This window comes from Thioalkalivibrio sp. ALE21, from assembly GCF_003208255.1.
Taxonomy (GTDB): Bacteria; Pseudomonadota; Gammaproteobacteria; order Ectothiorhodospirales; family Ectothiorhodospiraceae; genus Thioalkalivibrio; species Thioalkalivibrio halophilus.
Genome location: NZ_QKMA01000002.1, coordinates 31,956 through 44,530 on the forward strand (window position 1 = coordinate 31,956; position 12,575 = coordinate 44,530).

At 69.2% G+C, this 12,575-nt stretch carries 11 protein-coding genes; all 11 read left to right on the forward strand.

Features of this window, described 5'->3' with window-relative positions; translation table 11 throughout:
• Positions 1-3 precede the first annotated feature (3 nt).
• Entirely contained in the window at positions 4-603 is a 600-nt protein-coding gene (rnhB, locus tag D893_RS01810) for a ribonuclease HII (protein ID WP_024329401.1), read from the forward strand.
• Positions 603-4,169: a DNA polymerase III subunit alpha gene (gene dnaE, locus D893_RS01815; protein WP_110619022.1), complete on the forward strand. Its 3,567-nt coding sequence runs from the start codon at positions 603-605 to the stop codon at positions 4,167-4,169. Before rnhB ends, dnaE begins: the two co-directional genes overlap by 1 nt.
• Before the next feature lie 91 nt (positions 4,170-4,260).
• Positions 4,261-5,226: an acetyl-CoA carboxylase carboxyltransferase subunit alpha gene (locus D893_RS01820; protein WP_018947813.1), complete on the forward strand. Its 966-nt coding sequence runs from the start codon at positions 4,261-4,263 to the stop codon at positions 5,224-5,226.
• The gene (gene tilS, locus D893_RS01825) at positions 5,201-6,484 is read left to right on the forward strand and encodes a tRNA lysidine(34) synthetase TilS (RefSeq protein WP_110619023.1); all 1,284 of its coding nucleotides are present in this window, start codon (positions 5,201-5,203) and stop codon (positions 6,482-6,484) included. The genes D893_RS01820 and tilS overlap by 26 nt, the downstream gene beginning before the upstream one ends.
• Positions 6,485-6,661: 177 nt before the next feature.
• Positions 6,662-8,332 (forward strand): CTP synthase, encoded by a 1,671-nt coding sequence (locus tag D893_RS01830; RefSeq protein WP_077244858.1) that lies wholly within the window; start codon positions 6,662-6,664, stop codon positions 8,330-8,332.
• Positions 8,333-8,342: 10 nt separating this feature from the next.
• The gene (gene kdsA / locus D893_RS01835) at positions 8,343-9,185 is read left to right on the forward strand and encodes a 3-deoxy-8-phosphooctulonate synthase (protein ID WP_018947816.1); all 843 of its coding nucleotides are present in this window, start codon (positions 8,343-8,345) and stop codon (positions 9,183-9,185) included.
• Positions 9,186-9,246: 61 nt separating this feature from the next.
• Entirely contained in the window at positions 9,247-10,524 is a 1,278-nt protein-coding gene (eno, locus tag D893_RS01840) for a phosphopyruvate hydratase (RefSeq protein WP_018947817.1), read from the forward strand.
• Between the two features lie 39 nt (positions 10,525-10,563).
• Positions 10,564-10,953, forward strand: coding sequence for a cell division protein FtsB (ftsB, locus tag D893_RS01845; protein ID WP_018947818.1), 390 nt, complete (start codon positions 10,564-10,566; stop codon positions 10,951-10,953).
• Complete coding sequence (gene ispD / locus D893_RS01850) at positions 10,946-11,689, forward strand: 2-C-methyl-D-erythritol 4-phosphate cytidylyltransferase (protein ID WP_026332900.1); 744 nt, start codon at positions 10,946-10,948, stop codon at positions 11,687-11,689. The genes ftsB and ispD overlap by 8 nt, the downstream gene beginning before the upstream one ends.
• Positions 11,686-12,186 carry a 2-C-methyl-D-erythritol 2,4-cyclodiphosphate synthase gene (gene ispF / locus D893_RS01855; RefSeq protein ID WP_110619024.1) on the forward strand — a complete coding sequence of 167 codons (501 nt, stop codon included), beginning with the start codon at positions 11,686-11,688 and terminating at the stop codon, positions 12,184-12,186. Before ispD ends, ispF begins: the two co-directional genes overlap by 4 nt.
• Positions 12,183-12,563 (forward strand): VOC family protein, encoded by a 381-nt coding sequence (locus D893_RS01860; protein WP_018947821.1) that lies wholly within the window; start codon positions 12,183-12,185, stop codon positions 12,561-12,563. Before ispF ends, D893_RS01860 begins: the two co-directional genes overlap by 4 nt.
• The last annotated feature ends 12 nt before the right edge of the window (positions 12,564-12,575 follow it).

The window sequence follows — 12,575 nt, forward strand, 5'->3', positions numbered from 1 at the left end:
TTCATGAGCGGGATTGCAGGCGGTACAGGGCGGGTCGCGGGCGTCGACGAGGTGGGCCGCGGACCGCTGGCCGGGCCGGTGGTGGCTGCGGCCGTGATCCTGCCGGAGGGCTTCTATGCCCCCGGTCTGACCGATTCCAAGAAACTGACGGCGCGCCGGCGCGAAGCCCTGGACGAGCAGATCCGCGATGGCGCCCTGGCCTGGGCCCTGGGGCGCGCCGAGGCGGGCGAGATCGATCGCCTGAACATCCATCGCGCGACCCTGTTGGCCATGCAGCGGGCGGTGCAGGCCCTGGATCCGGCCCCGGCACATCTGCTGGTGGACGGGCGCTTCACCCCCGAGGGTCCCTGGACCGCCGAGGCCCGGGTCGGCGGTGATGGCAGCGTCGCGGCCATCAGTGCCGCCTCGGTGATCGCCAAGGTGGCACGCGACGGTGAACTGCGCGCGCTGCACGAGCAGTGGCCGGAATACGGCTTCGACCGGCATGCGGGTTATCCCACCGCCGCGCACCGGGCGGCGCTGGAACAGCACGGGCCGTGCCCCGAGCATCGGCGCAGCTATGGTCCGGTGGCGCGGGCGCTGGCGGCCGCCAGCGAGGCATGATGATGAATACCCAAACCACTGACGATCTCAACCTGCAGGACCCGGGGTTCGTGCACCTGCGGCTGCACTCGGAGTATTCCCTGATTGACGGCCTGGTGCGTCTGAAGCCGCTGGTGCAGAGCGTGGCCGCGGCCGGCATGCCGGCGGTGGCGGTCACCGACCACTGCAACCTGTTCGGGCTGGTGAAGTTCTACAAGGCGGCGATCGGCGCCGGCGTGCAGCCGATCGTGGGGGCCGACGTGCTGGTGCGCGACGCGCGCGCCGATGCCACCCCGGCGCGCATGACCCTGCTGGCGCAGAACGATGCCGGCTATCGCAACCTGACCCGGCTGATCTCGCGCGCCTGGCAGGAAGGCCAGGAGAAAGGCGTGCCGCGGATCGACTGCGCGTGGCTGGATGGCGGTGCGGCGGAGGGGCTGATCGCCCTGTCCGGGACCATCGACGGGCTGTTCGTCAGTGGCAGCGGGGTCGCGCAGGCCCTCGCCGAACCCGTACTGCGCCCGTGGCTGGAGCGTTTCCCCGGGCGCTTCTACCTGGAGCTCACGCGCACCGGGCGGCCGGGCGAGGAGGCCTGGATCGAGGCCGCGATCGGCGCGGCCGAGAGCCACGGGCTTCCGGTGGTCGCGACCAACGACGTGCGTTTTCTCGGCAGCGAGGATTTCGAGGCCCACGAGGCGCGGGTGTGCATCCACGACGGCCACACCCTGGACGACGCGCGCCGGCCGCGGCGCTACTCCGAGCAACAGTACCTGCGCACGCCACAGGAGATGGCCGCGCTGTTCGACGATATCCCCGAGGCCCTGGCCAACAGCGTGGCCATCGCCCGGCGCTGCAGCGTGCGCCTGACCCTCGGGGAGTCGGTGCTGCCGGATTTTCCGGTGCCCGAGGGGCGCACGGTGGAGCAGCATCTGCGCGAGATCTCCGATCAGGGGCTGCGCGCACGCCTGGAGCGCTTCCAGTTCGCCGAGACCGCGGACTACGAGGCACGGCTGACGCGCGAGCTGGACGTGATCTGCCAGATGGGTTTCCCCGGCTACTTCCTGATCGTGGCCGACTTCATCCAGTGGGCCAAGGACAACGGGATTCCCGTGGGGCCCGGGCGCGGTTCCGGTGCCGGCTCGCTGGTGGCCTACGTGCTGGGCATTACCGACCTGGATCCATTGCGTTACGAGCTTCTGTTCGAGCGCTTTCTCAATCCCGAACGCGTCTCCATGCCCGACTTCGACGTCGACTTCTGCATGGAGAAACGCGACGACGTGATCGAATACGTCGCCGAGCGCTACGGCCGTGACAAGGTCTCGCAGATCATCACCCACGGCACCATGGCGGCCAAGGCCGTGGTACGCGACGTCGGGCGCGTGCTGGGGCATGGCTACGGTTTCGTCGATCGCATCGCCAAGCTGATCCCGTTCGAACTGGGCATGACCCTGGAAAAGGCCCTGGCCGAGAGCGAGGACCTCAAGGCGCAGTACGACGAGGACGAGGAGGTCCGCGCGATCATTGATCTGGCGATGAAACTGGAAGGCCTGACCCGCAACGCCGGCAAGCATGCCGGCGGGGTGGTGATTGCGCCGTCGGCCCTGACCGACTTCTCCCCGCTGTACTGTGAAGACGACGGCGGCTCGCTGGTCACCCACTTCGACAAGGACGACGTCGAGGCGGTGGGCCTGGTCAAGTTCGACTTCCTCGGGCTGCGCACGCTGACCATCATCGACTGGGCGGTGCAGAACCTGCGGCGCATGGATCCGGAGATCGAGATCGACCTGGAGGGTGTCCCGCTGGATGATCCGGAGTCGTTCCGCCTGTTGAAGAACTACCAGACCACGGCAGTGTTCCAGCTGGAATCCGGCGGCATGAAGGATCTCATCCGGCGCCTGCAGCCGGATTCCTTCGAGGACATCATCGCGCTGGTGGCATTGTACCGGCCGGGTCCGTTGCAGTCGGGCATGGTGGACGACTTCATCGACCGCAAGCACGGGCGCTCCGAGGTGGAATACCCGCACCCGGATCTGGAGCCGGTGCTCAAGCCGACCTACGGCGTGATCCTGTATCAGGAGCAGGTGATGCAGATCGCCCAGGTCCTGGCCGGCTACACCCTGGGCGGTGCGGACCTGTTGCGCCGCGCGATGGGCAAGAAGAAGCCCGAGGAGATGGCCAAGCAGCGCGAGATCTTCGTCAATGGCGCGGTCGAGCGCGGGGTGGAGGAAAACACCGCGACCTACATCTTCGACCTGGTGGAGAAGTTCGCCGGCTACGGCTTCAACAAGTCGCACTCCGCGGCCTATGCCCTGGTGGCCTATCAGACCGCCTGGCTCAAGGCCCATTACCCGGCGCCGTTCATGGCGGCGGTGCTGTCCGCGGACATGGACAACACCGACAAGGTGGTCGGTCTGATCGAGGAATGCCGCAGCATGGAGCTGGCGGTGCTCCCGCCGGACGTGAACCAGTCCGACTACCGCTTTACCGTGCAGGACGCGCGCACGGTGGTGTACGGGCTGGGGGCGATCAAGGGCGTCGGCGAGTCCGCGATCGAGACCCTGCTGAAGGCACGCAACGAGGGCGGGCCGTTCCACGGGCTGGTGGATCTGTGCCAGCGGGTGGATCTGGGCAAGCTCAACAAGCGGGTGCTGGAGACCCTGGTGCGGGCCGGTGCGCTGGATTCGCTGGGGGCCAACCGCGCGACCCTGCTGGCCGACATCCCCACCGCGGTAGCCGCGGCGGAACAGACCGAACGCAATGCCAGCCTCGGCGTGGTGGATCTGTTCGGCGACCCGGCGGCCGCGGTGGTGCCGGAGAGCGAGACGCAGCCGGAGATGGAGGACGATGACCGGCTGCGCGGGGAGAAAGAGACCCTCGGGCTGTATCTGACCGGGCATCCGGTGGAGCGCTATCGCGAGGAGCTGCGCAGCCTGACCGGCACCAGCCTGGCCGAGCTGGAGGCGAAACTGGAACAGCGCCCCGACGAGGGCGAGAACCGCGGGCGCGGACGCCAGGAGACCGTGCGCATCGCCGGGCTGGTGGTGGGCGTGCGGGTGCGCAACACCAACAGCGGGCGCATGGGCGTGGCAACCCTGGACGACCGCAGCGGGCGCGCCGAGCTGGTGCTCTTCAACGACGATTTCAACCAGTATCGTGAGCGCCTGGAGCCGGACACCCTGCTGGTGGCCGAGGGTACGGTGACCCTGGACGACTACGCCGGCGGGGTGCGCATGCGCGCGCGCCGGGTCCTGACCCTGGACGAGGCGCGCGCGCAATGGGCACGCGCGCTGTGTCTGGACCTGCGCGAGGTCCGGGCGGAGCAGATCGCGGGGCTGCACGGCCTGCTGCAGGAGCACCGGCCGGCCGGGCGCGGCAACGGCAATGGCAGTGGCGGGACGCCGGAGGGGGGCGAAGAGGGTGCCCCGTCCGGCTGCCCGCTGCGCCTGCGCTATCGCCGCGACGGCATGGAGGCGGAGCTGAAGGTGCCGGAAGAATGGCGGGTCCTGCCGAACGAGACCCTGCTGCGCGGCATCCAGCAGACCCTGGGGCCGTCCTGCGAGGCGCGGCTGCTCTACCAGCGGGGCTAGGCCCCGGCCGGCGGGGCCCGCAGGCGGCCAGCGTAGATCGCGCCGATTCGTTACACTCGCCACCCCGAACGTGACTGACTGGAATCCTTGCATGAACCCGGAATTTCTCGACTTCGAACAGCCGATCGCCGAGCTGGAGGCCCGCATCCGCGACCTGCAGTACGTGGGCGACGACACCGAGGTCAACATCCAGGAAGAGGTCCAGCGGCTGCAGGACAAGTGCCAGTCGCTGACCGAAAGCATCTTTGCCAAGCTCACGCCCTGGCAGATTGCCCAGCTGTCACGTCATCCCCGGCGTCCGTATCTGCTCGACTACATCCCGGCGCTGTTCGAGGAATTCGAGGAACTGCACGGCGACCGCGCCTATGCCGATGATCCCGCGATCGTCGGCGGCATCGCCCGCTTCGACGGGCGGCCGGTGATGATCATCGGCCACCAGAAGGGGCGCCAGACCCGGGACAAGGTGCAGCGCAATTTCGGCATGCCGCGTCCGGAGGGCTATCGCAAGGCCCTGCGCCTGATGGAGATGGCCGAGCGCTTCCGCATGCCGGTGTTCACCTTCATCGACACCCCGGGCGCCTATCCCGGCGTGGGGGCCGAGGAACGCGGCCAGAGCGAGGCGATCGCGCGCAACCTGCGGGTGATGGCGCGGCTGGACACCCCGATCATCGCCACGGTGATCGGTGAGGGTGGCTCCGGCGGTGCGCTGGCGATCGGGGTGGGCGATGCGACGCTCATGCTGCAGTATTCGACCTATTCGGTGATCTCGCCGGAAGGCTGCGCCTCGATCCTGTGGAAGAGTTCGGAAAAGGCCTCCGAGGCCGCCGAGGCGCTGGGGATCACCTCCGGCCGGCTGAAGGACCTGGGGCTGATCGACCGGGTGATCGACGAACCGCTGGGCGGCGCCCACCGCGATCCGGAGACCATGACCGAGCATCTGCGTGCGGCGCTGGCCGAGACCCTGGGCGGGCTGGAGCGGCTGGACCCGGGCAAGCGCCTGGAACGGCGTTACCGCCGGCTGATGGACTACGGTGCCTTCCAGGAAGCCGGCGCCTGACCCCGTCGACGTCGCGTTGCGGCGGTTCCTCGAGGAGTGTCCCGCGGGCGGCCCCCTGCGCGTTGCCTTCAGTGGCGGGCGTGACTCCAGCGTCCTGCTGCACGCCCTGAGCGCGGCCTGTCGGGCAGCGGATACTCCCGGTCCCGAGGTCTGGCACGTGGACCACGGGCTGCACCCGCAGTCGGCGGCCCAGGCGGAACACTGTCGTGCGGTGGCGCATTCGCTGGGTCTGCATTTCGAGCACCGCGCGGTCGGTCCCCTCGAGACCCGCGCGGACGGGGTGGAGGCCGCGGCCCGGCACGCCCGCTATGCGCTGCTGCGCGAGGACCTGGGGCCGACCGGGGTGGTGGTCACCGCGCATCATGCCGGGGACCAGGCCGAGACCTTCCTGCTCGCGGCCCTGCGCGGCAGCGGACCACACGGACTGCGCGGCATGGTCCCGTGGCGCCGCGAAGGCGAGGGCTGGCTGGCGCGCCCGCTGCTGGACGTGGCGGATGCAGCCGTGGCGGGGCGGGCATGGATGGACGGGCTCACCTGGGTGGAGGATCCCACCAACGCCGATCCGGGGTTCGACCGCAACTTCCTGCGCCGCGAGATCCTGCCGCGGCTCAATGAACGTTTTGCGGCCTCGGCCGGGCTGGCGCGGTCCGCTCGCTGGCAGGCCGAGGTGGCGGGCGGGGAGGACGCCGATCTGGCGCGCCAGCTGGCGGGCGCCGGGGCCGGCGAAGTTCTGCCGCTGTCCGTCCTGCGGCCGCTGGAACCGGGGCGCCGGAGCGCCCTTCTGCGGCACTGGATCCGGGAACACGGCCTGCGCCCGCCGGGCCACCGGCGGCTGGCGGAATTCCTGCGTCAGGCCCTGGAGGCGGACGGGGATCGCCAGCCGCGGCTGGACTGGGACGAGGGCTGCCTGCGGCGCTACCGCGATGCGCTGTATCTGGATCCGCCGGAGACGGAGCCCGCGTCGCCCATCCCGTGGCCGGCCGACCAGCAGCGCCTGCGTCTGCCCGATGGGCGGGTGCTGACGCGCGAGCATCCGGCGTTCGCCGATCCGCTGCTGGCCGGGGCGGTGGAGGTGGTGTTCCGCCGGGGCGGCGAGCGGGTGGCGGCGGGCGGTCGGCACCGGCGGCTGAAGTCGCTGATGCAGGAGCGCGGCATTCCGCCGTGGCGGCGTGCGCGTATCCCGCTGCTGCGTCCGCCGGGCGGGACCGTGCGGGCGGTGCTGTGGCCGCGGGGGCCGGGAGCGGATTCGACCGCGTGACCCGGTTTGCGTTGTCGGAATACGGCGCCGGTGGTGGAGCCGGGGCGGGGCGCCTCAGGCCCGCCATGACGGGCCCGAAGGCCCTTCGCGGAGCGCGTTCGCGATTGAGCGGAAACGGGGGGTCTGGTACCCTTTGCGGGCATTTTGACCCCCGTCGGTCCCGGCCAGGTTTCCCGCATGACGCGATTCGTTTTTATCACCGGAGGCGTGGTTTCGTCTCTGGGCAAAGGTATTGCATCCGCCTCCCTGGGGGCGATCCTCGAGGCGCGTGGCCTGAAGGTCACGCTGATGAAGCTGGACCCCTACATCAACGTCGATCCGGGGACCATGAGTCCGTTCCAGCATGGCGAGGTGTTCGTCACCCATGACGGGGCCGAGACCGACCTGGATCTCGGGCACTACGAGCGCTTCGTGCGCATCCGCACCTCGCGGCACAACAATTTCACCACCGGCCAGATCTACGAGAACGTAATCCGCAAGGAACGTCGTGGCGACTATCTGGGCGGCACGGTGCAGGTCATTCCGCACATCACCGACGAGATCAAGCGCTCGATCCGCGAAGGGGCGGATGACGCCGACATCGCACTGATCGAGATCGGCGGCACGGTGGGCGACATCGAGTCCCTGCCGTTCCTCGAGGCGATCCGCCAGATGGGCGTGGAGCTGGGGCGCGACAACGCGCTGTTCATGCACCTGACCCTGGTCCCCTATATCGACGCCGCCGGCGAGATCAAGACCAAGCCGACCCAGCATTCGGTCAAGGAACTGCGTTCCATCGGCATCCAGCCGGACATCCTGCTGTGCCGCTCGAGTCAGGCGATCCCCGAGGGGGAGCGGCGCAAGATGGCGCTGTTCACCAACGTCGAGGAAAAGGCGGTCATCTCTGCGGTGGACGTCGACAACATCTACAAGATTCCGCTGTGGCTGCATTCGCAGAAGCTCGACGAGATCGTGCTGCGCAAGCTGCACATCGAGGATCTGCCGGTCGCCGACCTGTCCGACTGGAAGCACGTGGTCAACGCCATGGAGTTCCCTGAATCGGAGGTCACGGTCGGTATGGTCGGCAAGTATGTCGAACTAACCGAGTCCTACAAGTCGGTCAACGAGGCCCTGACCCATGCGGGCATCGAGGTCGGCACCCGGGTGCGCATCCGCTACCTGGATTCGGAAAAGCTGGAGGGCGACACCCCCGAGGCACGCGCCGAGCTGGAAGGGCTGGACGCGATCCTGGTGCCGGGCGGCTTCGGCGAGCGCGGGGTCGAGGGCAAGATCGAGGCGGTTCGCCATGCGCGCGAGGAGGGTATCCCCTATCTGGGCATCTGCCTCGGCATGCAGGTGGCGGTGATCGAATACGCCCGCAACGTGGCCGGCCTCAACGGGGCACATTCCACCGAGTTCGCGCCCGATACTCCGCATCCGGTAATCGCACTGATCACCGAATGGCAGGACCGCGAGGGGCGGATCGAACATCGGGATGCCGAAAGCGATCTCGGCGGCACCATGCGCCTGGGTGCGCAGACCGCCTGCCTGACCGAGGGCTCGCACATCGCCGCGGCCTACGGCACCAGCCGCATCGAGGAGCGCCACCGCCACCGTTACGAATTCAACAACGCCTACCGCGCGCGTCTGGAGCAGGCCGGTCTGGTGATCTCCGGGCTGTCCGAGTCCGGGGAACTGGTGGAGGCGGTGGAGCTTCCGGAACATCCGTGGTTCGTCGGCTGTCAGTTCCACCCCGAGTTCACCTCCACGCCGCGCGACGGACACCCGCTGTTCGCCGGCTTCGTCCGTGCGGCGCGGGACTACCAGAACGAGCGCGCGCCGGATGTCGGCGCGGCGCTGACCGATTGAGGGCGGGTTGATGGAACTGTGCGGTTTCTCCGTGGGCCTGGACCGGCCGTTCTTCCTGATTGCCGGTCCCTGCGTGATAGAATCGGAGGCTATGGCCGAGGAAACCGCAGGGCAGCTCGCCGAAATCACGGGCGAACTGGGGATCCCGTTCGTCTACAAGTCTTCCTTCGACAAGGCCAACCGCTCCTCCACCCGCAGCTATCGCGGGCCGGGCATGGAGGAAGGGCTGCGCATCCTCGAAACGGTGCGCGAGCGCATGGGCGTGCCGGTGCTGACCGACGTGCACGAGGACACCCCGCTGGCGGAGGTCGCCGCGGTGGTGGACGTGCTGCAGACCCCGGCGTTTTTGTGCCGCCAGACCAATTTCATCCAGAACGTGGCCCGTCAGGGGCTCCCGGTGAACATCAAGAAGGGCCAGTTCATGGCCCCCTGGGACATGGGCAACGTGGTGGACAAGGCGCGCGAGGCCGGCAACGAGTCGGTGATGGTCTGCGAGCGCGGGGTGTCCTTCGGCTACAACACCCTGATCTCCGACATGCGCGGCCTGGCCGACATGCGCCGCACCGGCGCCCCGGTGGTGTTCGACGCCACCCACTCGGTGCAGCAGCCGGGCGGGCAGGGTGCCAGCTCCGGCGGGCAGCGCGAATACGTGCCGGTGCTGGCGCGTGCGGCCGTGGCCAGCGGTATCTCCGGGCTGTTCATGGAGACCCACCCCGATCCGGCGAACGCGCTGTCGGATGGTCCCAATGCCTGGCCGCTGCCGCGCATGCGCGAATTGCTGGAAACCCTGAAGGCGCTGGACGAGGCGACCAAGTCGCGTCCGCTGGCGGAAGCCGAATACGGCCTGGGCTGACCCCGGGGTGACCCGGGGGCGGCCGGCCCCGAATCGAACGAGTCAAGGAGAGAGTACGAGCATGTCCCAGATTGCCGAGATCCACGCGCGCGAGATCATCGATTCCCGCGGCAACCCGACGGTGGAAGCCGACGTCGTCCTGGCCTCCGGTGCGACCGGGCGGGCGTCGGTGCCGTCGGGTGCTTCCACCGGGGCGCGCGAGGCCCTGGAACTGCGCGACGCCGCGGCCCGCTATGGCGGCAAGGGCGTGGAGAAGGCGGTGGGCCATGTGAACGGCGAGATCCGTGACACCCTGCGCGGCATGGAGGCCGACCAGACCGCGGTCGACCAGCGCATGCTGGAGCTGGACGGTACCGAGAACAAGTCGCGCCTGGGCGCCAACGCCCTGCTGGCGGTGTCCATGGCCGTGGCGCATGCCCGCGCGGCCGATGCCGAACGCCCGCTGTTCGAGACGGTCGGCGGGCCGGATGCGCATCTGCTGCCGGTGCCGATGATGAACATCGTCAACGGCGGTGAGCATGCCGACAACAGCGTCGACATGCAGGAGTTCATGATCCTGCCGGTGGGTGCCCCCAGCGTGCGTGAAGCGGTGCGCTACGGTGCCGAGGTCTTTCACGCGCTGAAGAAGGTGCTCAACCAGCGCGGTCTGGGCACCGGCGTGGGCGACGAGGGCGGGTTCGCGCCCAACCTGGAGTCCAACTCGGCCGCGGTGGAGACCATCCTCGAGGCGATCCATCAGGCCGGGTTCAAGGCCGGGCGCGACATCTGGCTGGGCCTCGACTGCGCCGCCTCCGAGTTCTACCGCGATGGCCGCTACCACCTGGATTCCGAGGGCAAGTCGTTCAATGCCGAGGAATTCTGCGACTACCTCGCGCACTGGGTCGATCAGTACCCCATCCTCAGCATCGAGGACGGGCTGGCCGAAGACGACTGGGAGGGCTGGAAGATCCTGACCGAGCGTCTGGGTGAGCGCGTGCAGCTGGTGGGCGACGATCTGTTCGTGACCAACACGCAAATCCTGCGCGAGGGCATCGACCGCGGCGTGGCCAACTCCATCCTGATCAAGCTGAACCAGATCGGCACCGTGACCGAGACCCTGCAGGCGATCGAGATGGCGCGCGAGGCGGGTTACACCTCGGTGATCTCGCACCGCTCGGGCGAGACCGAGGACGTGACCATCGCCGATCTGGCCGTGGCCACCGGCGCCGGGCAGATCAAGACCGGCTCGCTGTCGCGCTCCGATCGCGTGGCCAAGTACAACCAGCTCATGCGGATCGAGGAGCATCTTGGCGGGCAGGCCCGCTACCCGGGCATGGACGCCTTCCGGGTCCGGCCCTGACCCCGGGGAACCGGGGTGTCCCGGCCGGAGGCCTGAGCGATGCGCTGGCTGCTGCCGGGCGGTCTGGTGCTGCTCGTGCTGGCGCTGCAGTGGCCGTTGTGGTTCGGCGAGGGCGGCTGGCCGGATGTCCGCGAACTGCGCAGCGAGACGGCCATGCAGGAAGCGGAAAATCAGCGCCTGCGCGAACGCAACCGGGCGCTGGAGGCCGAGGTCCGCGATCTGCGCGAGGGCTCCGCGGCGGTGGAAGAACGCGCCCGGCGCGACCTGGGCATGATTCGCGAGGACGAGACCTTTTTCTTCATCGTGGATGAAGAAGACGAAGCCCCGGGCGAAGTCCCGGGGCTGATGCCCGAGGACGCGTCCACCGGGGCCGCGCCGGAGCATTTCGAGGAGGACACGACGATCGTGGAGGATCCGTTCGATGAGTGATGCCGACTCCCCCGAAGGTTCGGGAGTCTTCTGGGCGCTGATCCCCGCAGCCGGGATTGGTCGTCGCATGGGGACGGATCGTCCCAAACAGTTCCTCACCCTGGGGCCGCGCAGCGTGCTGGCCCATACCTTGTCGATCTTTCTGGAGCATCCGCGGATTCGCGGCGTGATCCTGGTGCTGGGCCCGGACGTGGACCCGGACGCGCTCGACCTGCCGCTGGCCGGCGGGCGTCTGTTCCGCGTGGCCGGCGGCGACGAGCGGGCCGACTCCGTGCAGAACGGCCTGGACTTCCTCGAGGAACGCGCCGGCCCCGAGGACTGGGTGCTGGTGCACGACGCCGCGCGCCCGTGCCTGCCGCCGGACGATCTCGACCGCATGCTGGACGAGCTGCGCGACGATCCCGTGGGCGGGGTACTGGCGGCCCCGTCCACCGATACCATCAAGTGGGCGGACGCCGATGGTCGGGTGGAATCCACCCTCGATCGCGAGCGGGTGTGGCGGGCCCTGACCCCGCAGATGTTCCGCCTGGGCACGCTGCGCGACGTCAACGCCCGTGCGCGTGCCGCCGGACACCCGGTGACCGACGAGGCCAGCGCGATCGAATGGGCGGGACTGCGGCCGCGGCTGGTGGAGGGCTCGCTGATGAACATCAAGATTACGCGCGCCGAGGACCTCGAACTGGCCCGTCTATACTTGCTGGAACAGGGCCGGCTCGACGGAGGGTATCGGGGATGACGGCGATGCGTGTGGGCCAGGGTTTCGATGTACACGCCTATGAGGCGGGGGATCACGTGGTGGTCGGCGGGGTGCGGATCCCGTTCGATTACGGCGTGCGCGCCCACTCCGACGGTGACGTGCTGCTGCACGCGCTGTGCGATGCCCTGCTGGGGGCGGCCGGTCTGGGCGACATCGGCCGCCACTTTTCCGACAGCGATCCGGCGTTCTCCGGTGCCGACAGCCGCGACCTGCTGGAAGAGACCCTGCGCCGGGTGCGCGCGGCGGGCTGGGTCCCGGTGAACATCGACGCCACCATCATCGCGCAGCGTCCGCGCATGGGCCCGCATGTGGAGGCCATGCGCGCCAACATCGCCGCGGACACCGGGTTGCCGGCGGACGCGGTCAACGTGAAGGCCACCACCACCGAGCGGCTGGGCTATACCGGCCGCGAGGAGGGTCTCGCCGCGCAGACCGTGGTGCTGCTGCAGACCCCGGGAGACGGGGCGGTCGCATGAGCGACGGCGTGGTGCGCGGGGTGCACCACGTGAGCGTGGTGGTGGCGGAACCGGAGCGCTCGGCCGCGTTCTACGGGGATCTGCTCGGGCTGGCGCCGTTGCCGCGCCCGGATCTCGGGTTCCCCGGGCGCTGGTTCGATCTGGGTGACGGGCGCGCCCTGCATCTGCTGGGTGTGCCCAACCCGGATCCGGTGGAGCGCGGGGTCGCCGGGGGCCGCGACCGCCATCTGGCCCTGGCGGTGGACGGGCTGGAGGCCCTGCTGGCACGGCTGGAGGCGGCGGGTTTCCCCGCGCAGCGCAGCCGTTCCGGGCGTCCCGCGGCCTTTGTGCGCGATCCTGACGGGAACACCGTCGAATTCGTCGCAGCCGGCGGATGACCCTCTCCGCAC

Coding starts and splice junctions, on each gene's coding strand:
- rnhB (WP_024329401.1), top strand. CDS start 4: ATGAGCGGGATTGCAGGCGGTACAGGGCGGGTCGCGGGCGTCGACGAG.
- dnaE (WP_110619022.1), top strand. CDS start 603: ATGATGAATACCCAAACCACTGACGATCTCAACCTGCAGGACCCGGGG.
- D893_RS01820 (WP_018947813.1), top strand. CDS start 4,261: ATGAACCCGGAATTTCTCGACTTCGAACAGCCGATCGCCGAGCTGGAG.
- D893_RS01830 (WP_077244858.1), top strand. CDS start 6,662: ATGACGCGATTCGTTTTTATCACCGGAGGCGTGGTTTCGTCTCTGGGC.
- kdsA (WP_018947816.1), top strand. CDS start 8,343: ATGGAACTGTGCGGTTTCTCCGTGGGCCTGGACCGGCCGTTCTTCCTG.
- eno (WP_018947817.1), top strand. CDS start 9,247: ATGTCCCAGATTGCCGAGATCCACGCGCGCGAGATCATCGATTCCCGC.
- ftsB (WP_018947818.1), top strand. CDS start 10,564: ATGCGCTGGCTGCTGCCGGGCGGTCTGGTGCTGCTCGTGCTGGCGCTG.
- ispD (WP_026332900.1), top strand. CDS start 10,946: ATGAGTGATGCCGACTCCCCCGAAGGTTCGGGAGTCTTCTGGGCGCTG.
- ispF (WP_110619024.1), top strand. CDS start 11,686: ATGACGGCGATGCGTGTGGGCCAGGGTTTCGATGTACACGCCTATGAG.
- D893_RS01860 (WP_018947821.1), top strand. CDS start 12,183: ATGAGCGACGGCGTGGTGCGCGGGGTGCACCACGTGAGCGTGGTGGTG.